The organism is Pseudomonas sp. MYb541 (genome assembly GCF_037479595.1).
In the GTDB taxonomy this organism is placed as follows: domain Bacteria; phylum Pseudomonadota; class Gammaproteobacteria; order Pseudomonadales; family Pseudomonadaceae; genus Aquipseudomonas; species Aquipseudomonas canadensis.
Map to the genome: position 1 here is coordinate 25693 of NZ_JBBGYS010000030.1, position 24309 is coordinate 50001.

Consider the following 24309-nt stretch of genomic DNA (forward strand, 5'->3'; position numbering starts at 1 on the left):
ACCTAAGCCGCATCAGGCCCCGTTTCATAAGGAGATGAACTATGCGCGAAAGGTATTCATCGGGCTCCAGCTGGGAGGAAGTGTTCGGGTTTTCCCGGGCGGTTCAAGTGGATGACACCCTATACATATCCAAGACGGGCGCACTCGGGCCCGACGGAATCATCGTCGCGTCCAATGTCGCCGGGCAGACTCGCGTCATCCTGGAAAAGATCAGCCGCATCCTGCAGGACGCCGGTTTCGCCCTCGCAGACGTGGTGCAAAGCCGCATGTACCTGACGCAATTGACGGAGTGGCGGCAGGCGGCCGAGGTCCATGGCGCCTTCTTTCGTGATATCCGGCCGGCGTTCACGCTGTTGCATGTGCTGCCTTTCCCCGAGCCGCAAATGCTGGTGGGCATTGAAGTGGTTGCCCAACGGAATCGTTGACGGAGAGCGTTGATATGAGCCTATCCGACACGCGATCCGTCACGGCTTTTGTGGCTGTCGCCGCAGGGCTGTCCATCGCCAACAATTACGTGTTGCAGCCTGTGCTGCCGGCCATCGCGGTCTCGTTGAACATCCCCGTGTCGGCCACCGGTTTGATCGCCGGCAGTACCCAGGTTGGATACATGCTTGGGATCATGCTGCTGGTGCCCCTTGGCGATTCGCGGAACAAGCGCAGCGTAGTCAGCCTTCAATTTCTGGTGTTGGGCTTGGCATTGTTGCTGGCGGCTTGCGGCACGCACCTGTTGTACATGATCGGCCTCGGTGCCGTGATTGGCGCCATGGCCACCAATGCGGTGCAGCTCAACGCCCTAGGCTTTCAGATTGACCCGAAGGGCAGCACGGTCGGGCTGGTGGGTGCCGGTATCGCCGCCGGTATTCTGCTGGCGCGGTTCATGGGCGGTGTTCTGGCTGATCAATTCGGCTGGCGCGGGATGCTCGTGGTGGTGGGGCTGCTGATGCTGTTGCTGGCCTTGGCCAGTCGAGCCGTGTTGCCCTATATCGAAACCCGGCGCAGTGCCAGTTATCGGCAATTGCTCCTCGGCCTTGCGCCTCTGTTCATGCGCCACGAGGCATTACGCCGGGCTACGTTATTGGGAGGCTGTTGGTTTTTGATTTTCAGCTTGTTGTGGGTCGCATTGATGCTCCACGTCAGTAGCGCACCGATGTCGTTGAGCCCTTCACAGGCAGGCATGCTCGGCCTGGCCGGGCTGGCAGGATTATTGATGGCACGGCCGGCCGGAAAATGGGCAGACAGGTGGGGAAGCCGACAGGTGATTGGCGCCGGCTTCGGCATGACCGGACTGGGCGCGCTTGTGTTGCTGGTGTTTCCCTATTCTCTGCTCGCGATTATCGCGGGAGTGGTGCTGTTTGACTTGGGTTGCTTCAGCGCCCAAGTCGCCAATCAAACGACCGTGCTGAAAATAGACCCACTCCAGCGCAATAGCCTGTTTGCACTTTATATGTTTTTTTATTATGGCTGCGGCGCCATAGGGTCGATAGCTGCGCCGGTCATTCATGCTTATTTTGGCTGGGCCGGTATTTGTTGGACGAGTCTTTTACTTGCGTTGACGGGCGGCGTTGCCAACTACTTGATGCGTTCGCCTGACGCGCGCGCAGTTGTCGAACTTTCGATTGCCGATAGTGTTGATAAGTAAACTGCGCACGCATCACTAAGTTTTATTGATGGATGGACTGCTGTACTGCCAATAACTGTGTGGCGGGTGGGTTTAAACCGTGCCTGGATGCCGAAGGCATGCCTGATGTTCGGCGTCTTGTGTGGCTCTTTCAATCGTTGTACTGCATGGGTACTTCACTATGTTTTTCATACAACTGGCCGTTATATTACTTGCTTGTCACCTATTTGGTTGGCTGGCTGAGCGCCTTGGACAATGTCGCGTGGTGGGCGAGATCACCGCGGGTATCGTGCTCGGGCCGACGGTGTTCGGGCGTCTGGAATCATCCCTTGGTCAGTCCGTGGGCCTGTTTGAAACCCAGCACATCGGGTGGTTGGCGCATGTTGCCGACCTGGGGCTGATCTTCCTGATGTTCCAAGTCGGTGTGCACATCAATCAACGGCACCCCGAAGCATCGGCACAGGGGCGTTTCGCCGCCTTGGCGATTGCCCTGCTCGGGCTGGTTTTGCCCTTTGCCCTGGGCGTAGGCGTGGCACTGGTTGCCCATGAACACTTGGCGCCGACCTATTCGAAATGGGGGTTCGCCTGGTTCTGCGGTGTTGCGTTGGCGGTGTCTGCGGTGCCGGTCATGACGCGGATCGTCCAGAGCCTCGCCTTGCAGGAAACGCTGGTGGCCCACGTCACATTGCGTGCGGCTGTGATCACCGACGTAGTGGGCTGGGTGATATTGGGCGCGATAGTGTTTTGCTCCCGAGTGGATGGCAATCCCCTCGATGCTCGCTATTTCGCTGCGCAACTGCTGGTGGCATTCGTCGGTTTCTATGGCCTGACACGCTACCTGGTCATCCCCTTTATCCGCCGCGCCCAGGCGCGGGACGAGCACGCGGCGATCATGCCCATGGTGATCAGCTACGTATTGCTGTGTGCCTGGGTCACTGACTGGTTGGGCCTGCACTGTGCAATCGGAGCGCTGCTCGCCGGCTTGATGATGAAGCAGGTGCCTGAATTCACTCACTATTGGCGCAACCAGGTGGAAGGGTTTCTGAACTTTGTCCTGTTGCCGGTATTTTTCGCCTACGCCGGGATCAAAACCTCGTTCGCCAGCCTTGGCAGTCAGGAAAACCTGATCTGGCTCGGCGTATTCCTGGTGTGTGCATTTGTTGGCAAGTTCGGTGGCGCCTATCTGGGGGCGCGTGTCAGCGGTCTGCAACGGACCGATTCGGCCATTGTCGGTGCCCTGATGAATACCCGTGGGTTGATGGAGCTGATCATCCTGGCGATTGGCCTGGAACTCAAACTGATCTCGATCGATGCCTACACCATCCTGGTGTTCATGGCGCTGATTATTACTGCAACGACGACACCCTTGGTCCGGCGTCTGTTACGTCCGGATCCCCATGTATTTCTTTCGAAAGAAATGCTGCAAACGCGAAGTTCTCACTGACCTGTAATACCCGTTGTTTCCTTTGATAAAAGCGAGGTTTCCATGAGCGTACATACCCGGCAAGAAGTTATCGCGATTCTGAAGAAAATTGTTTCCGAAAAGTTGGACCTGGATATCCCGGAGTCGCATATAAAAGAGGAGGCGGGGTTCTCCTCGGAAGTGGGCGTGGACTCGATTGGTTTTATCGAACTGCGTTTTCAATGCGAAGAAGAATTCAAGATTAAGATCAGTGAAGAAGAGTTCGGGCCCGACAACTTCTTTAATTGCAAGACACTGTCTGACTTTATTGTCAACAAGCTTGAGGCTCATTGAAATGAATAGCCTTGTGTCAATCGAACGAAGCAGGGAGTTCTTTCCTGCCGATAAACTGTTGAATATTTCGGCCACCTCATCCGTAGGCGATCATTGCACAGCGACTGACACTTACACGGACTATCTGAGGTTCTGGCAAACCAGTCCGCTGCAGCCTGGACACGTCGTGGTCATCGCCTTGCCGAACACGATCGATGTACTGCACATGTTTTTCGCTGTGCTCAACAGCGGCCTGGTACCGGCGTTGATTGCGCCGACTACCCCGGCTGAGCGGTTTGGGCAGATCATCGAGGATTTCCAGGCCGCGGCGTTGGTGAAGTCGAGTCTGCGCATTGATGGTATTCCCCATGGGCCAGGCGCACGGGCTGAACTCATCGGTCGCTGGAGTGTGCTGATTTTCGATGCGCCGCGTATGCCGTCGACGCGACCTGGTGAGGTCATCATCACCACATCAGGCACTTCAGCGTCGTTCAGCAGCGGTTGCGTGCACCGGTTCGAATCGTTGCAAGCCAATGGCCTGCGACATGCCCACAGCATCGGGCTGCGTAAAGAGGATCGGGTGCTGGTCAATCTGCCGTTGTATTACTCGACGGCACTGGTGGCCCAAGCCATTGCGACCCTGACGCTGGACGCCCAGTTGGTCATCAGCGGTCCGCCCTTTTTACTGCCGCAATACACCCGCGATATCGCCGCGCATCGCATCACGGTCAGTTCGCTGACACCGGTGCTGTTGCGTCAGATCAATGCCTGCGAACCGTCCGGGTTACCGCCTGGGTTGCGCGTATTGAGCGTGGGGGGCGACCACGTACCGGCGGAGCAGGTGCAGCGTTGCCTGCAAGCAAACCCGCAATTGGAGCTGTATCTGACGTACGGCATCACCGAAGCCGGGCCCCGCGTGTCGACGTTGGCCGCCCACCGCGTCGACCCTGCCCGGTATGCCTCGGTGGGGCTACCGTTGGCGGGCACCCAAGTGAGGCTCGACTGGCTGTCCGAGAGCCCTTGGCAAGGGGAGTTGCTGGTGTCATCCAATACGTTGCTGCTCAGCAAAATCGGGCGCAGCGCGAAGTCGCCTCTGGTCGATATCGACGGGACGACATGGTTGCGCACCGGCGATATTTTTACCCAGGACGCGCAGGGGTATCTGTTTTTCAAAGGGCGTAAATCGGACTTCCTGGTGATCAACGATGAGAAGGTCAACCTTGGGGCGATCAAGCACATCTGCCGCACGCTGCCAGGGGTCATCAGTTGCCGAACGCTGGTCAAGCCGACACATCAGGCGCTGGCGGGATTCGAGCTGGAAGTGACGCTCGATCAGTCCATCGTGCCGTCCTGCGACGGCCCTTCGTTCAAGCAACACATATTGAAACTGCTCAAGCGCTACGAGCGCCCCGGCCGCATTGACCTGGTCTTTCAGGACGCCGGCTCCATCGTCAATTACAAGTAGGTGACTGCTATGAATGAACAGCTTACGGCTGCGGCCCGCGAAGTGATCAGTCGCTACGCGTTGTCCTCACTGGAGGATGTCATGGCGTTGATTCCCCGGTACATGTGTCATGTGCTGCAGGAGTCCGACCAGTTCGAGACCTACCCGCCCAATGTGGTCAAGTTGAAGTTCGACCCGAGCCAATGGGAGGCCTGCATCCAGCGCTATGAGCACTATCGGGACGTGGTGATTCCCGCGATCAGCCCGCTGGACTACCTCAACGCCATGCTCGACGAGGGGCCGCGGTTGCCGTGTTTCTGCTCGGAAATGGCCAACGTGGCGGGCGTGCTCGTCAGCCAGTTGCTCGGCCAGAAGGTCTACGCGGTGAGGAACATCTTCGTCAACTATCTGTACCTGCCACAGCGCTGGCATTGCATCAACGCGCTGATACAGGACAACCGTATCCGCTACTTCGATGCCTCGGCCTATGCCCAGGTACTGGACAAGAAGCGCCGCAAGATCGTCGAACCATCGCAGTTGCCGGGATTCAATGCCGCCGATATCGACGAAACCTTCATCCACAGCGACCGCTGGCTGCAAAGCGAGCCGTTTGCCCGGCGCATCGAGCTGGTCTCGGGCGAGTTGCTTGATAACTACTATCCCTCGCCAGTGAACGACAAGCCGGTTGACGAATTTCAACGGGTCTACGGCTGAGGCGACTCCCGATTTTTCTGCTGGAGGCACTATGAACAAGGTTGTAGTGACAGGTCTCGGATGGACCACCGCGTTAGGGTCTCAATTGCAGACCGTATGGGAGCGGCTGGTAGAAGGTCAGACAGGCATACGTGATCTGCCCGTCGAATATCCGCTCAAGAACACACTGGCAGGCTTCCTGCCGGACAGCGACATCGCCGAGCCGAAGGCACGGCTGCTGGATCTGACGCAACGCACGGTCAAGGCGGCATTGGACGATGCCCGAGTGGCCGTCAGCGGGCAAAACCCCCGGCAGTTTCTAATTGCCGGCACCAGCCTTGGGTATCGCCTGGACAGCCTGGCGTTTCATGAAGATCCGCTGCATGAATGGGTGGTGACCACCGCGCAGCAACTCGGTTTGCAGCCGTTGGCGCTGTCCACCGCGTGCTCGTCGGGCTCGGATGCGCTGATGCTGGGGGCTTACCTGATCCGAGCCGGGTTGGCCGACACCTGTGTCTGTGGCGGTGCGGATATCCTCGGCCGCTCCAAACGCCTGGCTCATACCGCGTTAGGCACCATGTCGGCGACTCGACTGCGGGCGTTCGACCAGCGTCACGACGGCACGCTGCTGGGGGAGGGCGCGGGGTTCCTGGTGCTGGAGCGTCAAGGGCAGGAGGCGCGCAAGCCCTATGCCTATCTGCTGGGCTGTGGCTCGGCCAATGATGCCGCCGGGCTGACTGCGCCGGACGAGCAAGGCACGGGTATTCGCCTGGCCTTGGACCGGTCTCTGGAGGAGGCGGGGATTCACCGTAACCAGATCGGCCTGGTCAATGCCCATGGCTCCGCAACCCTGACCAATGACCGGGTGGAAAGCGCAGCCTATGCCGATTACTTCAGCGGCTACCAGCCCATCGTCTTTGCCACGAAAGGCGCCTTTGGCCACACATTGGGCGCAACCGGGGCGTTGGAGGCGATTGCCTTGGTCAAGAGCCTGCAGACCGGAGTCGTGCCGCCCATTCACGGGCTTGAGACGCCGATCGCGAACCTGGATTTCCGCTTGCCCGTCGGCACGGCATTGCAGGCCCAGGCGCAGATCGGCCTGAGCCTCACCATCGGCTTTGGCGGGTTCAATACCAGCCTTGTGTTCCAACGCTACAGCTAAGTCACTTCAAGGAGGGTCTCATGAAAATCCTGGATCGTGCTCATGCCAGCAACTTCACCTACAACGACCTTGATGAAGGCTTGCGCAAAGGCCTCAAAAGCGCTGACCCGTCGGTCTACAGCGTGCTGTCCAGCGTCAGCGAGTTGTACCTCAAATACCACGAACGCCTCGACCCGGTGCGTGCTCAGGTCGGGTTCATTTATTACGGCAACGCTTACCCCAAGACCACTACCGGCAGGATCGTCGAAGGCCTGGCCAGCAAGGACCGTGTTTCGCCCTCGGACTTTATCAACGCCAATGCCGGAGCGGCGACCTCCATCTGTTGCACACGCTATGGCTTCCAGGGACCGACGCTGGTCCTGACCATGCCTGGACGTGACGTTCAAGCCATTGCCCGAGGCTTGGCCGACTATTGGCTAGCCACGGGCCAGGCCGACTATCTGTTTCTGGTCGAGGCCCAGACCGACAGCGTCGAGGTGCTTCACGTCAGCACCGAACTCCTACAGCGCGCAAGTGCGCACTTTCACTGAATCAATACCCACCGATCGAGGTTGTCATGGAAAACACTTACGACGTAGCCATCATTGGCAGTGGCATTGCCGGAACCATGTTGGGCGCTATCCTGGCCAAGGAAGGTGTGAGCGTGGTCATCATCGACGCTGGCACCCATCCGCGTTTTGCAGTGGGCGAATCGATGGTGCCCGAGAGCGCTGTGCTGTTGAAAATCCTGGCCAACCGTTACGCCATACCGGAGTTGGCCTACCCCGGCGAACTCAATTCGCTGATCAAGCATGTGGGTTCCTCATCGGCCGGGATCAAGTTGGCGTTCAGTTTTGCCTGGAACGGCAAACACCAGGAACATAACCCGCTGGATGTGGTGTCCACTCCGGTTATCGCCCCCGAGGCCCATCTGTTCCGACAGGATGTGGACGCCTATTACCTGGCCCTGGCCGCCAGGCTCGGCGCGACCATCAAGCAACAAGCGCGGATTCAGGATATTGAAGAAACCGCCGACGGCATGATCCTGAACCTGGGCCGCGAACAGCTCAGCGCACGCTACGTGGTAGACGCGGCGGGTTACCGTTCGCCCATCGCCGACAAGTACCAGCTACGCCAGGGCGCCCGGGAAATGCAGGCGCGTACCCGGTCGATCTTCACGCACATGACCGGGGTAAAGCTCTACGAAGAGGTCATCGCGTCGACCCAGGCTTCCGGTTCGCCTACACCCCTGGCGCAAAGCACGTTGCACCATATGTTCAAGGGCGGGTGGCTGTGGATCATCCCGTTCAACAATCATCCTCACTCCACCAACCCGCTATGCAGTATCGGGCTGCAGTTGGATATCGACGAGCATGGTCCTGCGGGTGATCCAGAGGTGGAGTTCAAGCAGTTTCTTGACGATCACCCTTCCGTTGCCCGGCATTTCGAGGGCGCGGCCAGGGTGCGCGAATGGACCGTAGCCCCGCGACTCAACTACACCAGCCGCGAAAGCGTAGGGGACCGTTATTGCTTGCTTGGGCATGCAGTGGGTTTTGTCGACCCCTTGTTTTCTCGTGGCCTGGTCAATACCTTCGAGTCGATTGCGCGGGTGGCACCGAAGATCCTCAAGGCGGTCCAGACTGACGTCTGGCGCAAAGAAGACTTTCTCTCTTATCAGGATTACAGCCTGGAAGTGGTGAAAGTGAACGACCGCCTGGTGGCCAACTCCTTTACCGCGTTCGACAGCTTCCCACTCTGGAATGCGTGGTTCAGGGTGTGGATCAGTGGCAGTTACATTGGCGTGCTGCGGTTTCGCAAGATTCTCTCCGACTACCTCAAGACCGGCGATAACGAGGCGTTGGAACAGGCGTTCGAGACGGCAACCTATGCCGGGCACCTGTCGATCGAGAGCCCGTATTACGAAGCGCTGTTTGAGGCCGCTTGCACCGCCATGGAAGCCTACCGTGCCGGCCAGCAGAGCGAAGCGCAGACCATCGAGGTATTGCAGCGCTTGTTCGAAGAGCAGCGCGAGCATTTGCCGATCGATTTCGCCGATTTCTCCAACCGCTTCATCTCCCGCGCGAGCCAGGAGTTTGCCGATTCGTTGCTCAAGTGGGCCAATGACGCACCGGGCGGGCTCAAGGCACGGTTTGACCGCGGCAATGCACCGGTCAAGTTCGACTTCCTCGACAGCTACCGTTACGGCGACCGCCTGCAGCTGGCTGCCGAGGCCGATGCAGCGCTGCAAGCCTATCGGGCCCGCTGAGTTCCCCCACTGCGTGCGGCTCCGGTGAAGGCTGGAGTCGCTTTGACTGTCGTCTACGAGAGGGCAAGGGTATGCAAGATACAACCCAGGCATTGGCGCAGCGACGCACCCAGGCAGTCGCCCGGGGCGTCAACCAGGCCCATGCCGTGTACGTGGAGCGTGCCGACAATGCGCTGCTATGGGATGTCGAAGGGCGGCGCTACGTGGATTTCTGCGGCGGGATTGCAGCGCTCAATACCGGTCACCTGCACCCGCAGGTGGTTGACGCGGTGCAGGCGCAATTGCAGCAGTTTTCCCATACGTGTTTTGCGGCGGTGCCCTATGAGAGCTATATCGCGGTCTGTGAAGCGATCAACGCGAGGGTGCCGGGCGATTTTGCCAAGAAGACGCTGCTGCTGACCACGGGCTCTGAGGCGGTAGAAAGTGCATTGAAAATCGCCCGCGTACACACAGGTCGCACGGGTGTGATTGTGTTCACCGGCGCCTATCACGGCCGAACGCTGATGACCCTGGCGATGACCGCCAAGGTCAACCCCTATGCCCAGGGCATGGGACTGATGCCCGGTGGTGTCTATCGGGCGATGTTCCCGGATGCGGACGCCGGCGTTTCGGTGGTCGAGGCGATGAACAGCATTTACCGGATCTTCAGCAGCGACGCTGCACCGGAAGATATCGCTGCCATCGTTATTGAGCCGGTCCAGGGTGAAGGGGGGTTTGTCGCAGCTCCTGTGGCGTTCATGGTGGCGCTACGCGCCTTGTGCGACCAGCATGGCATTGTGCTGGTCGCGGATGAAATACAGTGTGGCGCGGGGCGTACCGGCAGTTTTTTCGCGATGGAGCAAATGGGCGTCCATGCCGACTTGATTGTGTTCGGCAAGTCGATTGCCGGCGGGCTGCCGTTATCCGGCGTGACCGGCAAGGCTGAAATCATGGACGCGCCCCTGCCCGGCGGCCTCGGTGGCACCTACGCCGGGAACCCGCTGGCCTGCTCGGCTGCATTGGCCGTCCTGCGGGTATTCGATGAGCAAGGGTTGCTCAACGTCGCCCGCGAACTGGGCGAGGATCTGCGCGACAACCTCAAGGAAATCACCGGCGCCCTTGGTATCCATTGCCGTATCCGCGGCCTGGGGGCGATGGTTGCCCTGGAGCTGTTTGACGATGCGGCGCACCGTGTACCTTCTGCGCGCCTGGCCCGGCAACTGATCCAATGTGCGCGCGAGCGAGGCTTGCTCCTGCTGGCGTGCGGGCAATACGGCAATGTCATCCGTTTTCTCATGCCACTGACCATTCCCCGGCCCGTGTTGCTCGAAGGTCTGGAGATACTGGCGGCATGCTTGACGACAATCGACAACCACACCGTGGTTGGCCAACTCTGAAAAGGTGGACAGGGACATGCAGACGCTTGAAAAACAGATGGACACGCGCGCGTTGCGTAACGCCTACGGCAAGTACGCCACGGGGGTCACCGTTGTCACAACCCTGGATGATCGAGGCGCGCCTGCCGGGCTGACGGTCAGCAGCTTCAATTCGGTGTCATTGGAGCCGGCCCTGGTCTTGTGGAGCCTGCGCAAGGAATCTTACACCGCCCGTGCATTCCAGGCGGCGGATGGCTTCGCGATCAATGTACTGGCCCATGAGCAACAACTGCTGAGCGACCGTTTTGCCACGCCGACCGCTGACAAGTTCAGCCAGGTGCCCTACGCAATCAGCGAAAACCAACTGCCGTTGATCGATGGCGCGATTGCTCAGTTCGAATGCATCAAGCGCAATGAGTTCGACGGTGGCGATCATTGGATTTTCATCGGTGAAGTCATCAGCTTCACACTCAATGAAGGCAACCCGCTGATCTTTCATGCAGGCAAGTACGCCACGGCGGTCTAGCCCGTCGCGCGGCGATCGGCAATGGCCATAAGCTTGTCGACGTCGCCGTGCGTGCGCTCATGATACGGCGCGCCTGCATCATAGGCGCGTCGAACATCGTCCCGCTGGGCCATGTGCTGCAGGTACTGCACGGTGTGAGGTAGCGCGTCCAGGCTGATGTGCAGCACCTTGTGCAGCCGCAGCCAGGGATAAATCGCCATGTCGGCGATGGAAAATTCGCCGCAGATAAACGCGCGCCCGGCGATGGCTTGCTCGAAGACCTGGAACAGCGTGCGGGTCTGGTTCAGATAGCGGTTGGCCGAGTATGCCTCGGGTTGGGAAGCCTGATGGTGGAAGTGATAATTCTGGCCGGCCATCGGTCCCAGGCTGCTGACTTGCCAGATCAGCCATTGCACCACCTGCCAGCGCTGCTCGGGCGACGTCCCGCGAAAACGGGCGTGCTTGTCCGCCAGGTAGAGCAGCACCGCCGCCGACTCCACCACCACTTGCTGGGTATCGTGGTCGAGCAGCACCGGAATCTTCGCGTGCGGGTTCAGCTGCAGATACGCGGGAAGGTGCTGCTCATCGCGGGCGAGGTTGATGTGGCAGATGTCGTAATTGACCGCCAGGGCCTCAAGCATCAGCAGGATTTTATAACCGTTGGCGGTAGGTGAAAAAAATACGGTGTACATAGGGGGGCGTTCATGTGGGCGCAGGGCGAGGAGCCGGTGGGGACCGGCTCGCGTGGCGTTTGAGCCGGTTTATTGGATGGGGTATCGCTTGAAGGCCGGGAGTTCCTCCAGGCGCTTGGCGTGACGCTGCAGATACGGGAAGGACTCGGCGTTGACCACTGAGGCGACCGTGAACTGGCTGAACGACCACGCCACCGCAGCGGTAATGGCGCCTTGAGTCAGCGTTTCGTCGGACGCGTGGGCCAGGCGTTTTTCCAGGGTCGAGTAGGCTGCCAGCAATTGGCCGGTTACCCGGTCAAGCCAGGGCTCGTGGAGCTTTTCGGCGGGGCGCAGATTATGCTCGTACACAATCTGTACGGTTTTTTCACAGGCGGCCAGTGCGAGCCCGATCAATTGCAGGTCCTGGGCGCGCTCGCTGGCGCGATCGGGCAAAAGCTTCCTGTCGGCCGGCGCCAGCGCTTCGAAGTATTCGAGGATCAGGCTTGAGTCCATCAACACGGTTGAATCGTCCAGCACCAGGGAGGGCGCCTTGACGACCGGATTGATTTGGGCAAATTGCTCGTAGGTGCTGAATACCGAGAGCGGCTGATGCTCAAAGTCGACGCCATACAGGTCCAGGGAGATTGCGACGCGGCGCACGTAGGGCGAGTCCAGCATGCCAACCAGTTTCATGAAGCCTCCATTTACGTCAGGGTAATTTTCAAAGTGCAGTGGGGATGCTTGAGGTATTTGTAGAGATCCAGAAGCAACCCGCGCACGCGAGGACTGGCCTCGTCGGCGGCCAGGAACAGCGCGATTTCCCCGTCGCCCTCCAGCAGAATCAGGCCCGGCGCAAGACAGGTGAAATCCCCGGGTTCCAGGCAGACATCGGTACCTTGGGACGTCATCCAATGACGCCCTTTCAGCGCGACGACATAGGCTTGCTGTTCCAACCAGAAAGAGAGTAGTTGATCCTTGGTCACCAGCCATTTCACGGAATGTCGGCCCAAGGCCATTTTCGCCAGCAACACCTGCGGAGCCTGAGTGATTCGGGCGGTCGAGACGCTCTGTTCCATGATCGTGGTTTTCATCGAAGACGCTCCGCGGTTCGCGAGGTGACGGTGGAACGAAAAGACGCCTGCATCTGGCAGGATTGTTAATTTGAGGTTACTTTATCCTGAGTATAGCCCTCAAAGTATCGATAATTTTTACCACAATAGGTTAGTTTAGCTTACATGAGTGCATTCCCCCCGTTGACCTGCCTGCGCAGTTTTGAAGCCACTTCCAGGTTGGGGAGCGTCACCCTGGCAGCCAAGGAATTGCACGTTACCCATTCAGCCATCAGCCAGCAGATCAAGGTGCTGGAAGAGATTGTCGGCTTGACCCTGTTCGTGCGTGAAGGGCGGGGCTTGCGTGTCAGCGAGGATGGGCGGCTGTACGCGTTGCAGATCCGCAAAGCCTTGGGCGATATCGCCGAGGCCACGCGATTGATCCAGGCACAGCCCAAGATGGGGGAGTTGGTGGTGGCGGTATTGCCGTCGTTTGGCCGGTCCTGGCTGTTACCGCGCCTACCACGTTTTCAGCAGCTTTACCCTCATATCAGCATTCGTCTGCAAGCCAGCCTGACCATCTCCAACTTGCATCAGGAATCGGTGGATATCGGTATCCGTATGGGCAAGGGGGATTGGGAAGGGGTCGAGCAGAAGCTGTTGTTCCACGATGAAGTCGTCGTCGTCGCCGCCCCCCACTTCAATAGCGGGCGCCTGCCGCAAACACCGCAAGAGGTCATCGACAGCGAGATCATCTACAACACTGAATCATGGTTGCCCTGGTGCGAGGCCGCGGGCGTTGAAATGGGCAAAGAACGCAAGGGGTTGTGCAGCAACGACTCCAATCTGGTCTTGGAGGCGGTTCGCCTGGGGCAGGGCATCACGCTGGAGCGGCGCAGTCTGGTACATGACGCTATCGAGCGCGGAGAGCTGGTCCAGTTGTGCGATGTGAGTGCGCCCTATGCCTATCCGTATTGGCTGGTGTGGCCACCCAGGGAAAGTTCGGAAGACAAGCAGCGCGAATTCTCCCATTGGCTGTCCGGGGAAGTGGAGCGTTATCTTGACCAACTGAGAAAAAACGCCTGAAGGAGGCCCCGCCCGAATGGATCTGTTTTTGCAACAACGCCTGGTAGTGGTCGCGGGCGGTAGCTCAGGCATTGGCCTGGCCTGCGCCCAGGCTTTCGCCGCCGAAGGCGCGCGGGTGGCAATTGTTTCGAGGTCACATCAGCGGCTTGAGCAGGCGCAACGCGTGTGCGAGGAAGCGGGCCTGCAGGTGCATCCTTTTGCCGGCGACCTGTCAGACGCCGATCAGGCTCAAGCGGTCATTGACGCAATCAGCGCGCGCCATGGCGCCATCAACGTGCTGGTCAACAGTGCCGGTGCCGCTGCGAGACACCCGGTGAGTCAACTTACTCCGGCCCATTACTTGGAGGCGTTCAGCGCCAAGTTCTGCCCTTACATCAACACCCAGCATGCGGTGCTTGCCCATTTTCTTGGCCAGGCGCAGCCGTCGCTGCGGGCGGTGGTCAATATCGTCGGCATCGGTGGCCGGGTGGCAATGCCCGAGCATGTCGCCGGCGGTGCAGCCAATGCAGCGTTGATCCTCACGTCACAGGGGTTGGCGCAGGCTTATGGCTGCCAAGGCATCCGTATCAACGTGATCAACCCTGGGTTTACCCTGACGCCCCGTACCCAGGCGACCCTGGAACGTATGGCGCAACGCAGCGGCGAAAGCCTTGAGCAGACCCTGGCGCGACAGCAGGCATCGATCCCGATGGGCAGGTTTGCCCGCGCGGGGGAAGTGGCCGATCTGGCGTTGTTCCTGGCTAGTCCAAGAGCATCCTATTTGTCGGGGGCGGTCATCAATATGGACGGTGGGGCCTATCCCGGGGCGTAGACCCTACCCGGCGCAAAGGCCGAAGGTTGTCCGGCGGCGCGCAGCAGGCCATTGATCAGGTACTGCTGATCATGCGACTGGTGTGCCGATTGCGTCCAGACCAGCCTGTATTCGTAGGGGGAGGTGAGTTGATGGCGGTCGCCGAACACGGCTACCAGGCGCCCGTCGGCCAATTCGTCTTGCAGCAGCGCAGAACTGCCGATCATTACCCCGCCGTTCTGCGCCACTTCATGCATGGCATAGCCCACACCGCTGAAGGAAAGCGCTGCCGTCGTCTGCGTATCGCACTTGGCAATCGCCGTGAACCAGTCGTCCCAAGTGGCATTGCCCAAGCGATCGTCGTGGTACCAGGGTGACTGGACCAGCCGCGCACCCACCAGGTCCAGCGGTTCGTCGACAGGCCCAAGGCTGTTCAGGTAGGCAGGGCTGCAAACGGGGAAGTAGCGGTCCTGCAGCAGCAACGCCGAATGGCTCAACACAAGTTCGCGCGGGCAGTAGCGAATCGCCAGATCGGCATCGCCATGGTCGAGGTTGCGCACTTCGGAACTCGGGTCGATCGTCAATGCAAGGTTACCGCCAGCATACGCGGTGATGGCCGGCAACCGCTTGCTCAACCAGTGACTGGTGATGGATACCGTGCAAGTCAACACGATGCTGGCACCGGTCTGCGGGCGCATGTCCTGAGTGGCCTTGAGCAGCAGCGAGAAGGCCTTGGACACGTCACGGGCCAGGCGCTGCCCCGACTCATTGAGGGTTACGCCGTTAGCGGTGCGATGAAAGAGGCTCAGCCCCAGGTCATCCTCCAATTGGCGGATCTGCCGGCTCACTGCGCCCACGGTCACGCACAACTCTTGGGCGGCTTCGGTGAGCGTGCGGCAGCGTGAGGCGGCTTCGAACGCACGCAAGGCGCTGAGGGAAGGGAGGCGGTGAGGTTTTTCCAGGTTGAGTTTCATGCAAGCACCTTAGCAAAAAATCGATTACTTGCCAGAGGTGATGCGCATAGCCTTGAACCTATGTTTTTCAATGCCGTGGCTCAAGGTCTATGACGATGCTCGACACACGCAAATCCCTCGATGTCTTTTCCGTGTCCACGATGATGGTCCTGTGCCTGTTATGGGGAGGGCAGCAGGTATTGATCAAACTGGCCGCGCCGCAGCTCGATCCGCTGATGCAATTGACAATTCGATATGCCATTTCCGCGCTGATCCTGGGGGGTTACCTGTGGTATCGCCAGGGTGCCGGGATGTTCAGCGATAACACCGTCGGCGCGGGTATCGTGGTCGGAATCCTGGTAGCCCTGGAATCGATCTTCATCGCTGAAGGCTTGCGCTACAGCAGTGCCAGTCATATCACCGTGTTTCTGTACACCGGCCCCTTGTTTGCGAGTTTCGGCCTGCATTTCCTGCGCGAGGAGGAACGTCTCAGTGGCAGCCAATGGTGTTTTGTGGTGCTGGCGTTCCTTGGCATCGTCATTACCTTCATGGGGCGGGGCGACGGTGCCCAAGGCAACACGCTGCTGGGGGATGGGCTCGGGCTGCTGTCCGGAGCCGCCTGGGGGGCCACCACCATTGCAGTGCGTACGTCGACGCTCGCCAGTGCGCGACCGGAGAAAACCCTGTTTTACCAGGTGAGTATCGCGACGCTGTTGATCTTTCCGCTGACCTTTTTCATGGGCCACTCCACCTTTGAAATCGACGGTGCGGTGGTCGCGAACCTGACCTTCCAGACCCTGGTTCTGGTCCTGGGGACCTTCCTGGGCTGGTATTGGCTGCTGACCAAATACCTTGCGTCACGCCTGTCCGTGCTGCAGCTGTTGACGCCGGTGGCAGGCGTGGCACTGGGGGTGGTGGTCCTCAACGATGCGTTGGACCTGTGGTTCGTGTGCGGAGCCCTGCTGGTCCTGATTGGCATCCTGGGTGTGAGCGTGCTGGAGGTCCTGAGCGTGCGCCGCGCAGGAGCGACTTCGCGCCTGGTATCCGAGGCGTGATGCCGCTGTTTCCAACGGTCAAGGGTCAAGTCGCTATGGATATGAATGACTGCAAGACAGTGTTGTCCACCCGCATCGGCATTGTCGGCTCGGGCCACTTGGGGGTCGCCCTGGCCCAAGGGCTGATTGCCGCCGGCTTACCCAGGGCCAACCTGTTGCTCAGCAATCGGCATTCCAGCGCTGCGCGGGGCAGGCTCAAGAAGGCCGGGCTGGAAGACCGATATGCCGACAACCGGCGAGTCGTCGATGAGTCGCAGTTGATCCTGCTGACCGTAAGGCCTCAGGACTACCGGGCGTTGAGCGGGCTGCAGCTCAAGAGCGGCACTGTGCTGGTCTCGTTTATCGCTGGTTTGCCGGTTGAGCGCATCAAGTCCCTGTTCCAGCCGCCTCCCCAGATCGTCCGTGTCATGGTCAGCGCACCGGATACGATTGCTGGCGCCTGTGCCATCGGCGCGCGTTATGGCGCCGATTCGGCCCTGGTTGATGGGTTGCTGCGCCGGCTGGGAATCGAACTGATCAACCTGCCATCGGAAGCTGAATTCGACGCCTTTACCGTCTATGGCCCCTGCCTGCCGATTGTTTTGACCTACTGCGAGAGCCTGGCCGTCAAGGTGTCCCAGGAAGCCATTGCCAGGGGCGCCACAGCGTGCAACCTGCCGCCCTGGGGCAAGGTGATTGCGTGGGCCAACGCCGTAAGGCCCCGGGGGCTGGATGACCGTGCCCGGCGCGACTACCTGCACAGCGCCACCACGCCAGGTGGCGTGACGGAAGCATTGCTGGACGCCGTAGGCGAAGGCTTGACGTTGTCCGACTGTTTCCGCGCCGGTATTGCGCGCAGCCAACGGCTTGCGGGCTGAGGCTTATTTCCCCACGTGAGATCAATCGAGGATCGACAATGAAACACACGGCAGAGGAAAGTGCATTGGTGACCGCATCCCACCGGCTCAATGGTGAAAAGGAGGTGCTGCGGGCCTTCTACGATGAATGGGCGCAAGGCTACGTAGACACCGCTTTTGGTGAGAAGTATGTCGGTCACTGGGTTTGTGCAAAATTGCTGGATGTGGTGGCCCACGCGTTGGTCAAATCGGGGCGGCCACACAGTGCGCGGATTCTCGATGCCGGGTGTGGTACCGGGTTGGTGGGAGAGCAACTGGCCGGGATCGGCTACGGCGAGATCGATGGCGTCGACCTGTCCGCCGGCATGGTCGAGCAGGCACGCAAGACCAACGCATACAGTCAGCTTACGGCTGATGTCGACTTGAACGTGCGCAACCCTGCCATCGCGGATGATCGCTATGACCTGGTGGTCTGTTGCGGCGTGTTCATCGACGGACATGTGACCGTCACCGCACTGGACGAACTGCTGCGTGTCGCGCGCAGTCCTGGCTACCTGATTGTCAGTACGCGCCAGAGTTACCTGGACCATGAACCTTTTGTCGAGTACGTCGAGCGTTTGGCCGAGGACGGCAAGGTGCGTGTGGTCATGCGTATCGAGCGCGGTAACTATATCAACGTCGACACCGCCGATTATTGGGTCCTCGAAAAAACCACCTGAACGCCGGCGTCGGCCAGGATGTCTTCGAGGCGCTCGTTCATGCCGGGCTCCGGCTGCGCTGGCGGCTGGCCCCAGGCGGATGGCCGGTAATACGCTTGAACGCACGACTGAACGCTGCCTGGGAGGTATAGCCCAGGCGCAGCGCCACTTCTTCGATAGGCAATCGCTCCAGGGTCAGCCATTGGCTGGCCAGGCGCATGCGCAACTCCGTCACGTAGCGCAGGGGCGGGATGCCCAGGGTGGCCTGGAAGCGCTCGGCGAACACCGAACGGGAAGCATGACAATGCGCCGCCAATTCGGCCACGCTCCAATCGCGACCCGGGTCCTGATGCAGGACGAGCAGGGCACCGGCCAGTCGCGTGTCGCGCAGCGCCGCCACCAATCCTGATGCATTACCGCAGGCACATTCCACCCAGCCCCGCACGATCATGGCGGCGACCACATCGGCCAGGCGCGCGAGGATGCCGGAGTAGCCGATGCGGGCAGCAGACACTTCACGCTCCATCACCGCCAGGATCGGCATCAGGCCGGGGTACCGCTGGCCCTGGGCATCGATCAGCATCAAGGCCGGCATCAGACTGCCGAGCCCCTGGAGACTGCCGAGTTCGAACGCCATGCAGGCGCTGAACAGCAAGGTGCAGGGGGGCGTATCGGGGGACGCATCCACGGCGCAGACGGTATCGCCCAACGCGGTCGCGCCAAAGCCATCGATGTCCTGCACAGGCCTGTCCGCATCGGAGGACAGCGCATGGGCGCCGCCGTGGGAGATGAACACCGCATTGCCCGCCGATAACTCAAACAGGCCGCCGTCGTCGGTTCGCAGGGTGGCCGTCCCTGCGGCCAGGAAGTGGAAGTAGGCGTGTCCGGGTTTGGCCTCAAAGCCCATGCCGAAGCTCGGTCCGGCCTGGATGCGTCGGTACTGCACCCCGCTCAGGCGCATGCCGCGCAGCAGCTCGTCGATAAGGCCGGAGGACTGATTGAAAGGGGCGACTGTTGTCATGTTCGGGGTTTTGGTCAAAAACTCAAGGGTCTGCATCATAGATCATCCGGATGGGCGAACCTAGACTGGCCGTCGCGCTAATTTCCCGAGGATGTCGTGTGATGAATGATTGTGTAGCCCAAGCCGCTCACTCTGCCCAAGTTGAGCCCGATGCGCCCGCCTGGATGGCGGTGTTTTCCCTGGCCATGGGGGTATTCGGCTTGTTGACGGCGGAATACCTGCCGGCAAGCTTGTTGACGCCAATGGCGATGGACCTGGGAGTGTCCGAGGCGCTGGCCGGCCAAGCCGTGACGGTGACGGCAGTGGTGGCGTTGTTTGCCGGGCTGCTGGTGCCCGGCCTCACGCGTGGGATCGACCGACGCGTGGTGCTACTGGGTTTCTCCCTGCTGATGATTGCGTCAAACCTGTTGGTGGCGTTCTCTTCAAGCCTGGCGGTATTACTGCTGATGCGTATCCTGCTGGGCGTTGCCCTGGGCGGTTTCTGGAGCATGGCCGCCGCCGTGGCGATGCGCCTGGTGCCAGCGGCGCTGCTGCCCCGCGCGCTGTCGATCATCTTCAGTGGTATTGCGGTGGGCACGGTGGTCGCTGTGCCGCTGGGCAGCTACCTCGGTGGTCTGTATGGCTGGCGCAGTGCGTTCGTTGCCGCCGCCGCCGTCGGTGCAGTGACGCTGGCGTTCCAACTGTTCACGCTGCCCCGCCTGGCGCCCTCGGGGACTGCACGCTTGCGCACGGTACTGGATGTGCTGCTGCGTCCAGGCATCGCCATCGGCATGTTTGGCTGCGTGCTGGTTCACACCGGGCACTTTGCGCTGTTCACCTACATCCGACCCTTTCTGGAAAGCACCACGGGGGTGGGGACAGAAGGGTTGGCGTTGATGCTGCTGGGGTTCGGCGCAGCCAACTTCGTCGGCACGCTGCTGGCCGGTTGGATGCTGGTGCGTTATCCACGTGGCACCTTGGTACTGATGCCGGTATTAGTGGGCGTCGCGGCGCTGGCCCTGGTGTTGCTGCCAGTCTCTCTCCCAGGCCAGGCGTTGCTGCTGGCGCTGTGGGGCATGGCCTTTGGCGGGGTGCCCGTGGCATGGTCGAACTGGGTGGCCCGCGCCGTGCCGGACCAGGCTGAGAGTGCCGGTGGCATGGTCGTGGCTTCGGTGCAGTCCGCCATTGCAGCGGGCGCGGCCGGAGGAGGCGCGATGTTCAGTCTCAGTGGCATCAGCGGGGTGTTTCTGGGCGCGGGTGTACTGATGCTGTTGGCTGCCTTGTTGATTGCGCTGCGGGTACAGGTGCCACGCACCGAGGCAGGCATGGGCGTGGCGCTGCACCTGTGAGCTAGGTGTCCAGGTGGGGCAGCAACTGGCTGACCAAACCAATCCCCAACAAGCAGCACGACGAGGATGCGCTGCTGGCGGCCCAGATCGCCGAGGAAACCGGCGCCCGGCCTATCCGCAGCGGACGGGTGGGCGAGGGCGGCGGGATTGAGGTTGACGGCCTGGGCACCGGTATCATCACCGAAAGCAGCTGGATCAACTGCAGCGGGGGGCGGTGGCATTCACTGTGTGACGAGCCATCAACCTTTGGTTTAGTCTGGAGCGCTTCGCCGATCGCAAACGCCTCTGGAGCCGTCAGCATGACCGATTACGTACCCCCGAAAGTGTGGACCTGGGACACCGAAAATGGCGGCACCTTCGCCAGCATCAACCGCCCGATTGCCGGCGCGACCCATGACAAGGAACTGCCGGTAGGCAAGCACCCGCTGCAGCTGTATTCCCTGGCCACGCCTAATGGCCAGAAAGTCACGATCCTGCTGGAGGAGTTGCTGGCGTTGGGTCACAGCGGTGCGGAATATGACGCCTGGCTGATCAAGATCGGCGACGGCGACCAGTTCGGCAGCGGCTTTGTGGGGGTGAATCCGAACTCCAAGATCCCGGCGCTGTTGGATCGCAGCGGCGCCACGCCGATTCGCGTATTCGAGTCGGGGGCGATCCTGCAGTACCTGGCCGAGAAGTTCGGTGCGTTCTTCCCCACCGAGCCTGCGGCCCGTGCCGAATGCCTGTCGTGGCTGTTCTGGCAGATGGGCAGCGCGCCGTATCTGGGCGGTGGTTTCGGGCATTTTTATGCCTATGCGCCGAGCAAGATGGAGTACGCGATCAACCGCTTCGCCATGGAAACCAAGCGTCAGCTAGACGTGCTCGACCAGCGCCTGGCAGTAAGCGAATACATCGCCGGTGATGAGTACACCATCGCCGATATTGCGATTTGGCCGTGGTATGGCGGGCTGGTCAAAGGCCGTTTGTATGGCGCGGCGGAGTTCCTGTCGGTGCATGAGTACAAGCACGTGTTGCGCTGGGCAGACGCGATCGAAGCGCGGCCGGCGGTGCAGCGCGGCCGGCGGGTGAATCGGGTGTCCGGTGAGCCCCATGAGCAATTGGCCGAGCGGCATAACGCCAGCGACCTGGACTAAAGGCCTGACGCGGTAAGAAATGTGGGAGCGGGCTTGCTCGCGAATGCGCAGTGTCAGTCAACAGGTTCATTGGCTGATCCACCGCAATCGCGAGCAAGCCCGCTCCCACATTTGGATTTGTGTATTTCACTCTACTTGTAGCGCTGCTCAAACACCGCCACCTGCTCCGGCTTGATCAGTTCAAACGGCACCCACACATCCGGCTCAATTGCCTCGCCCTTGATCATCCGCACCGCTGCCTGCACTGCCTGGGTCGCCTGGGCTTTCGGGTCCTGGAATACCGACGCCGTCAGCAACCCCCGCTTGATCGCTGCCAGCCCATCGGGCAAGCCATCGATACCCACAATCGCCACTTCACCCTTGGTTTTTCCCGCCTGCTGCAAAGCCATGGCCGCGCCAATCGCCATTTCATCGTTGTTGGCCACGATGGCATCGAACTGCGTGCCCGCCAGCAGCCAGTTGCTGGTCAGGTCCATGCCCTTGCTGCGTTGCCATTCGGCGCTTTGCTGCTCGACCACCTTGATACCGGGAAAGTCCTTGAGCACCTGTTTGGCGCCCTCGGTGCGGTCATGGGTGGCGTTCTGCGCAAGGTCGCCCATGATGATCGCCACATTGCCCTTGCCGCCGAGTTTTTCCGCCAGGTAGCGCATCTGCAACTGCCCGGCCTCGATGTCGTTGGAGGCCACGGTGACCACGCCCTTGGGCAGGGTGCGTTCGTCCGGGTGACGGTTGACGTACACCAGCGGCGTCTTGGCCGCCACGGCAGCACGGGTCATGTTGGCGGTGGCGGCGGTGTCCACCGGCAGTACGATCACCGCGTCGACCTTCTGGTTGAGGAAGCCCTCGACCTGATTAAGCTGGCGCACCACGTCGCCCTGGGCGTCTTCGAACTGGATCTGCACATCCTGCTGCTTGGCGGCCGCTTCCAGGCCGGTGCGCACGTAGGTCATGAAGTTGTCGTCGACCCGGGCAATGCTCACGCCGATGCGATAAGCCGCGAAGGTCCATTGGCTGAACAGCAGCAACAAGGTGGCAGCAAACAACGAATAGCGATTCATAAGGGTGATCCTTTTATTGTTATAGGGTGAACGCCTGGCGGAAACGCTCCAGGGCCAGCTCGCTGTCGCCGCTGGCCCAGCCTTCCAGGCCGACCACGCCGCTGTAGCCTATGGCGTGCAAGGCTTTGGCAATGGCCGGGTAGTGGATTTCACCGGTGCCAGGCTCCTTGCGACCTGGTACATCGGCCACTTGGATTTCACCGATGGCGCTGCCGGCGCGCTGGATCAGTTCGATCAAATTTCCTTCGCCGATCTGCGCGTGGTACAGGTCCAAATTCATCTTCAGGTACGGGCTGCCCACGGCCTCGATCAGCGCCAGGGTATCGTCGGCGCGGGCGAAGGGGGTGCCAGGGTGGTCAACTGCTGTGTTGAGGTTTTCCAGCAGGAACACACGGCCGGTGTCTTCCCCCAAGCGGGCGATTTTTTCCAGGGTCTTGCATGCGCTCAGCCACATGCGTCCGGTGGTCTGGCTCACCGGTTGTACGGGCAGGCCGCCGTCACCCAGGCCGGTGCCGTGCAGGTTGAGGCTGGGGCAATTCAGTCGTTCGGCGACCCCTAAGGATTCGCGGGCGCTGTCGAGCAGTTGGCGGATACCGCCGGGGTCGGTGAGGGTGCCGCTGATGTAGCCGGTCATGGAGGTGAAGTCGGCGCCGGTAGCGACCAGGGCGGCGATGTCCTTGTCTGTCCAGTTCCAGATTTCGGCACTGAAGCCCAGCGCATGAATGCGCTGTACGCGCTCGACAAAGGGCAGGTCGAGAAACACCATCTCCGCGCTGACAGCCAGCTTGAAGGGGCTCATACGGCCACCGCCTTGCCGGTTTCGAATGACTCGATGCAGGCGCGGGCAATTGCCAATGCCGCACGCGCGTCTTCGCCGCTGGCCAGGGGCTTGGCGCCGCTGCGCAGGCAGTCGACGAAGTGGTTGAGCTCGGCGATATAGGCGTCGCGCAACAGGTCGGTGTCCAGGCGCTGGGTGTCGGCCTGGATGCCCTGGGCCAGGTAGCGCACCAGGTCGGAATCGTTGAGGCTGCCCATGCTCAGCATGCCGGCGCTGCCGAACACTTCGCCGCGCACGTCGTAGCCATACACAGCCTGGAAGTTGGCCTCGGCGGTGGCGATGGCGCCGTTGTCGAAGCGGATCGCGACCACGGCGGTGTCGAGGAAGCCTTTGCTTTTGTATTCGGGCGCGATCAATGCGTCGGCCATCACGTAGACCTGCACCGCCTCCGCGCCAGGGTTGAGGTAGCGCAGGGTGTCGAAGTCGTGGATCAGGGTTTCCAGGAAGATCACCCATTGCGGCGACTTGGCCGGGTTGTTCAGTGCCGGGTCGCGGGTCAGCGAGCGCAGCAACTGCGGGGTGCCGATGCGGCCAGCGGCGACGTCGAGGTGCGCGGTGCGAAAGCTCTTGGCGAAACGCCGGTTGAACCCGACTTGCAGCGGCACTCGCGCATCGGCCGCAGCAGCGATAGCGCGGTCGGCTTCATCGAGGGTGATGGCCATGGGTTTTTCGCAGAAGATGCCCTTGCCGGCGCGGGCGGCGCTGATCACCAGCTCTGCGTGGCTGCGGGCGGGGGCGGCGATCAGCACGCCGTCGATGTCCGGGTCGTCGAGCAACTGCTGCGGGTCGGTGTAGACCTTGCTCACGCCCAGTTCAGCGGCGAGGCGGGCGGCCTGGCCTGGCGTCGGGTCGGCAATCGCTGCCAGGCTGGCACCGGGGATATGCCGCGCGGCGGTCAGGCCGTGGAAGCTGCCCATGCGGCCGGCACCGATCAAGCCCAGGCGGATGTTCTGTGTACTCATGAAATAACCCCTTGTTGTTATTGGCCTCAGGACGCTCCTGATGGCAAAGGGGTCAGAGCAAGGCTTGTGCCATT

The 24309-nt window shown here is 60.8% G+C and carries 26 protein-coding genes and 1 pseudogene; 19 read left to right on the plus strand and 8 right to left on the minus strand.

Annotation, left to right across the window (positions count from 1 at the left end):
* Positions 1–41: 41 nt before the first annotated feature.
* The 11 genes from WH299_RS18700 to WH299_RS18750 all read left to right on the plus strand — a co-directional run bounded on the left by WH299_RS18700 (position 42) and on the right by WH299_RS18750 (position 10778).
* Positions 42–425 carry a RidA family protein gene (locus WH299_RS18700; protein WP_122724472.1) on the plus strand — a complete coding sequence of 128 codons (384 nt, stop codon included), beginning with the start codon at positions 42–44 and terminating at the stop codon, positions 423–425.
* A 14-nt stretch (positions 426–439) separates the two neighbouring features.
* Positions 440–1639, plus strand: coding sequence for an MFS transporter (locus WH299_RS18705; protein WP_339550984.1), 1200 nt, complete (start codon positions 440–442; stop codon positions 1637–1639).
* Between the two features lie 160 nt (positions 1640–1799).
* Positions 1800–3062, plus strand: coding sequence for a cation:proton antiporter (locus WH299_RS18710; RefSeq protein WP_071489115.1), 1263 nt, complete (start codon positions 1800–1802; stop codon positions 3060–3062).
* 42 nt (positions 3063–3104) lie between these two features.
* On the plus strand, positions 3105–3374 hold the full coding sequence (locus WH299_RS18715; protein ID WP_032864610.1) for an acyl carrier protein: 270 nt from the start codon (positions 3105–3107) through the stop codon (positions 3372–3374).
* Between the two features lies 1 nt (position 3375).
* The gene (locus tag WH299_RS18720; RefSeq protein WP_050587943.1) at positions 3376–4818 is read left to right on the plus strand and encodes a class I adenylate-forming enzyme family protein; all 1443 of its coding nucleotides are present in this window, start codon (positions 3376–3378) and stop codon (positions 4816–4818) included.
* 9 nt (positions 4819–4827) lie between these two features.
* Complete coding sequence (locus tag WH299_RS18725; protein WP_122724481.1) at positions 4828–5511, plus strand: hypothetical protein; 684 nt, start codon at positions 4828–4830, stop codon at positions 5509–5511.
* Positions 5512–5542: 31 nt separating this feature from the next.
* Positions 5543–6652, plus strand: a complete 1110-nt coding sequence (locus WH299_RS18730) for a beta-ketoacyl-[acyl-carrier-protein] synthase family protein (RefSeq protein ID WP_339550985.1) — start codon at positions 5543–5545, stop codon at positions 6650–6652.
* A gap of 20 nt (positions 6653–6672) precedes the next feature.
* Positions 6673–7182, plus strand: a complete 510-nt coding sequence (locus tag WH299_RS18735; RefSeq protein WP_339550986.1) for a hypothetical protein — start codon at positions 6673–6675, stop codon at positions 7180–7182.
* Between the two features lie 26 nt (positions 7183–7208).
* Positions 7209–8897: an NAD(P)/FAD-dependent oxidoreductase gene (locus WH299_RS18740; protein WP_028619720.1), complete on the plus strand. Its 1689-nt coding sequence runs from the start codon at positions 7209–7211 to the stop codon at positions 8895–8897.
* 71 nt (positions 8898–8968) lie between these two features.
* Positions 8969–10273: a 4-aminobutyrate--2-oxoglutarate transaminase gene (gene gabT, locus WH299_RS18745; RefSeq protein ID WP_122724489.1), complete on the plus strand. Its 1305-nt coding sequence runs from the start codon at positions 8969–8971 to the stop codon at positions 10271–10273.
* A gap of 16 nt (positions 10274–10289) precedes the next feature.
* Positions 10290–10778 carry a flavin reductase family protein gene (locus tag WH299_RS18750; protein ID WP_028619721.1) on the plus strand — a complete coding sequence of 163 codons (489 nt, stop codon included), beginning with the start codon at positions 10290–10292 and terminating at the stop codon, positions 10776–10778.
* Here the strand turns inward: WH299_RS18750 and WH299_RS18755 are convergent.
* The 3 genes from WH299_RS18755 to WH299_RS18765 form a co-directional block, all read right to left on the minus strand.
* Positions 10775–11449 (minus strand): glutathione S-transferase family protein, encoded by a 675-nt coding sequence (locus WH299_RS18755; RefSeq protein WP_339550987.1) that lies wholly within the window; start codon positions 11447–11449, stop codon positions 10775–10777. The two genes, WH299_RS18750 and WH299_RS18755, sit on opposite strands and share 4 nt — an antisense overlap.
* A gap of 69 nt (positions 11450–11518) precedes the next feature.
* The gene (locus WH299_RS18760) at positions 11519–12121 is read right to left on the minus strand and encodes a glutathione S-transferase (protein ID WP_123474106.1); all 603 of its coding nucleotides are present in this window, start codon (positions 12119–12121) and stop codon (positions 11519–11521) included.
* Positions 12122–12132: 11 nt separating this feature from the next.
* Complete coding sequence (locus tag WH299_RS18765) at positions 12133–12519, minus strand: hypothetical protein (RefSeq protein ID WP_122724498.1); 387 nt, start codon at positions 12517–12519, stop codon at positions 12133–12135.
* Between the two features lie 144 nt (positions 12520–12663).
* Here WH299_RS18765 and WH299_RS18770 point away from each other — a divergent pair, with 144 nt between their 5' ends.
* Both WH299_RS18770 and WH299_RS18775 read left to right on the plus strand, forming a co-directional pair.
* On the plus strand, positions 12664–13563 hold the full coding sequence (locus WH299_RS18770) for a LysR substrate-binding domain-containing protein (RefSeq protein ID WP_122724500.1): 900 nt from the start codon (positions 12664–12666) through the stop codon (positions 13561–13563).
* 16 nt (positions 13564–13579) lie between these two features.
* The gene (locus tag WH299_RS18775; protein WP_339550988.1) at positions 13580–14374 is read left to right on the plus strand and encodes an SDR family oxidoreductase; all 795 of its coding nucleotides are present in this window, start codon (positions 13580–13582) and stop codon (positions 14372–14374) included.
* On the opposite strand, the gene WH299_RS18780 is transcribed toward WH299_RS18775, so the two are convergent.
* Positions 14359–15327 (minus strand): LysR family transcriptional regulator, encoded by a 969-nt coding sequence (locus WH299_RS18780; protein ID WP_028619727.1) that lies wholly within the window; start codon positions 15325–15327, stop codon positions 14359–14361. The genes WH299_RS18775 and WH299_RS18780 overlap by 16 nt on opposite strands.
* A gap of 95 nt (positions 15328–15422) precedes the next feature.
* Here WH299_RS18780 and WH299_RS18785 point away from each other — a divergent pair, with 95 nt between their 5' ends.
* The 3 genes from WH299_RS18785 to WH299_RS18795 are packed head-to-tail and all read left to right on the plus strand — an operon-like array spanning position 15423 to position 17916.
* Positions 15423–16361 (plus strand): DMT family transporter, encoded by a 939-nt coding sequence (locus tag WH299_RS18785; protein ID WP_339550989.1) that lies wholly within the window; start codon positions 15423–15425, stop codon positions 16359–16361.
* A gap of 35 nt (positions 16362–16396) precedes the next feature.
* Positions 16397–17218, plus strand: coding sequence for a pyrroline-5-carboxylate reductase family protein (locus WH299_RS18790; protein ID WP_161634138.1), 822 nt, complete (start codon positions 16397–16399; stop codon positions 17216–17218).
* A 38-nt stretch (positions 17219–17256) separates the two neighbouring features.
* A complete protein-coding gene (locus WH299_RS18795; RefSeq protein ID WP_339550990.1) occupies positions 17257–17916 on the plus strand; it encodes a class I SAM-dependent DNA methyltransferase in 660 nt (219 codons plus the stop codon).
* 37 nt (positions 17917–17953) lie between these two features.
* Here WH299_RS18795 and WH299_RS18800 read toward each other — a convergent pair whose 3' ends face one another.
* On the minus strand, positions 17954–18952 hold the full coding sequence (locus WH299_RS18800; protein WP_236318357.1) for an AraC family transcriptional regulator: 999 nt from the start codon (positions 18950–18952) through the stop codon (positions 17954–17956).
* Between the two features lie 65 nt (positions 18953–19017).
* Between WH299_RS18800 and WH299_RS18805 the strand changes: the two genes are divergently transcribed.
* The 3 genes and pseudogenes from WH299_RS18805 (at position 19018) to yghU (ending at position 21377) form a co-directional block, all read left to right on the plus strand.
* The gene (locus WH299_RS18805; RefSeq protein ID WP_028619732.1) at positions 19018–20244 is read left to right on the plus strand and encodes an MFS transporter; all 1227 of its coding nucleotides are present in this window, start codon (positions 19018–19020) and stop codon (positions 20242–20244) included.
* A 50-nt stretch (positions 20245–20294) separates the two neighbouring features.
* Positions 20295–20444, plus strand: a pseudogene (locus WH299_RS18810) (agmatine deiminase family protein); the annotation flags it as partial.
* Positions 20445–20543: 99 nt separating this feature from the next.
* Entirely contained in the window at positions 20544–21377 is an 834-nt protein-coding gene (gene yghU, locus WH299_RS18815; protein ID WP_123474288.1) for a glutathione-dependent disulfide-bond oxidoreductase, read from the plus strand.
* Between the two features lie 131 nt (positions 21378–21508).
* Here yghU and WH299_RS18820 read toward each other — a convergent pair whose 3' ends face one another.
* Genes WH299_RS18820 through WH299_RS18830 form a run of 3 tightly spaced genes read right to left on the minus strand, consistent with a single transcriptional unit; the run spans position 21509 to position 24235 of the window.
* Positions 21509–22435 carry a sugar ABC transporter substrate-binding protein gene (locus WH299_RS18820; protein ID WP_123474102.1) on the minus strand — a complete coding sequence of 309 codons (927 nt, stop codon included), beginning with the start codon at positions 22433–22435 and terminating at the stop codon, positions 21509–21511.
* Positions 22436–22454: 19 nt separating this feature from the next.
* Entirely contained in the window at positions 22455–23234 is a 780-nt protein-coding gene (locus tag WH299_RS18825; protein WP_339550992.1) for a TIM barrel protein, read from the minus strand.
* On the minus strand, positions 23231–24235 hold the full coding sequence (locus WH299_RS18830) for a Gfo/Idh/MocA family oxidoreductase (RefSeq protein WP_078049081.1): 1005 nt from the start codon (positions 24233–24235) through the stop codon (positions 23231–23233). The genes WH299_RS18825 and WH299_RS18830 overlap by 4 nt, the downstream gene beginning before the upstream one ends.
* Positions 24236–24309 lie beyond the last annotated feature (74 nt).

Excerpts from the sequence above, each read along its gene's own strand:
- WH299_RS18735 (WP_339550986.1), top strand. The coding sequence starts at position 6,673 with ATGAAAATCCTGGATCGTGCTCATGCCAGCAACTTCACCTACAACGAC.
- WH299_RS18730 (WP_339550985.1), top strand. The coding sequence starts at position 5,543 with ATGAACAAGGTTGTAGTGACAGGTCTCGGATGGACCACCGCGTTAGGG.
- WH299_RS18705 (WP_339550984.1), top strand. The coding sequence starts at position 440 with ATGAGCCTATCCGACACGCGATCCGTCACGGCTTTTGTGGCTGTCGCC.
- WH299_RS18785 (WP_339550989.1), top strand. The coding sequence starts at position 15,423 with ATGCTCGACACACGCAAATCCCTCGATGTCTTTTCCGTGTCCACGATG.
- WH299_RS18715 (WP_032864610.1), top strand. The coding sequence starts at position 3,105 with ATGAGCGTACATACCCGGCAAGAAGTTATCGCGATTCTGAAGAAAATT.
- WH299_RS18770 (WP_122724500.1), top strand. The coding sequence starts at position 12,664 with ATGAGTGCATTCCCCCCGTTGACCTGCCTGCGCAGTTTTGAAGCCACT.
- gabT (WP_122724489.1), top strand. The coding sequence starts at position 8,969 with ATGCAAGATACAACCCAGGCATTGGCGCAGCGACGCACCCAGGCAGTC.
- WH299_RS18775 (WP_339550988.1), top strand. The coding sequence starts at position 13,580 with ATGGATCTGTTTTTGCAACAACGCCTGGTAGTGGTCGCGGGCGGTAGC.
- WH299_RS18820 (WP_123474102.1), bottom strand. The coding sequence starts at position 22,435 with ATGAATCGCTATTCGTTGTTTGCTGCCACCTTGTTGCTGCTGTTCAGC.
- WH299_RS18805 (WP_028619732.1), top strand. The coding sequence starts at position 19,018 with ATGAATGATTGTGTAGCCCAAGCCGCTCACTCTGCCCAAGTTGAGCCC.
- WH299_RS18765 (WP_122724498.1), bottom strand. The coding sequence starts at position 12,519 with ATGAAAACCACGATCATGGAACAGAGCGTCTCGACCGCCCGAATCACT.
- WH299_RS18780 (WP_028619727.1), bottom strand. The coding sequence starts at position 15,327 with ATGAAACTCAACCTGGAAAAACCTCACCGCCTCCCTTCCCTCAGCGCC.
- WH299_RS18830 (WP_078049081.1), bottom strand. The coding sequence starts at position 24,235 with ATGAGTACACAGAACATCCGCCTGGGCTTGATCGGTGCCGGCCGCATG.
- WH299_RS18760 (WP_123474106.1), bottom strand. The coding sequence starts at position 12,121 with ATGAAACTGGTTGGCATGCTGGACTCGCCCTACGTGCGCCGCGTCGCA.
- WH299_RS18755 (WP_339550987.1), bottom strand. The coding sequence starts at position 11,449 with ATGTACACCGTATTTTTTTCACCTACCGCCAACGGTTATAAAATCCTG.
- WH299_RS18790 (WP_161634138.1), top strand. The coding sequence starts at position 16,397 with ATGGATATGAATGACTGCAAGACAGTGTTGTCCACCCGCATCGGCATT.
- WH299_RS18750 (WP_028619721.1), top strand. The coding sequence starts at position 10,290 with ATGCAGACGCTTGAAAAACAGATGGACACGCGCGCGTTGCGTAACGCC.
- WH299_RS18720 (WP_050587943.1), top strand. The coding sequence starts at position 3,376 with ATGAATAGCCTTGTGTCAATCGAACGAAGCAGGGAGTTCTTTCCTGCC.
- WH299_RS18795 (WP_339550990.1), top strand. The coding sequence starts at position 17,257 with ATGAAACACACGGCAGAGGAAAGTGCATTGGTGACCGCATCCCACCGG.
- WH299_RS18725 (WP_122724481.1), top strand. The coding sequence starts at position 4,828 with ATGAATGAACAGCTTACGGCTGCGGCCCGCGAAGTGATCAGTCGCTAC.
- WH299_RS18740 (WP_028619720.1), top strand. The coding sequence starts at position 7,209 with ATGGAAAACACTTACGACGTAGCCATCATTGGCAGTGGCATTGCCGGA.
- WH299_RS18800 (WP_236318357.1), bottom strand. The coding sequence starts at position 18,952 with ATGCAGACCCTTGAGTTTTTGACCAAAACCCCGAACATGACAACAGTC.
- yghU (WP_123474288.1), top strand. The coding sequence starts at position 20,544 with ATGACCGATTACGTACCCCCGAAAGTGTGGACCTGGGACACCGAAAAT.
- WH299_RS18710 (WP_071489115.1), top strand. The coding sequence starts at position 1,800 with ATGTTTTTCATACAACTGGCCGTTATATTACTTGCTTGTCACCTATTT.
- WH299_RS18700 (WP_122724472.1), top strand. The coding sequence starts at position 42 with ATGCGCGAAAGGTATTCATCGGGCTCCAGCTGGGAGGAAGTGTTCGGG.
- WH299_RS18825 (WP_339550992.1), bottom strand. The coding sequence starts at position 23,234 with ATGAGCCCCTTCAAGCTGGCTGTCAGCGCGGAGATGGTGTTTCTCGAC.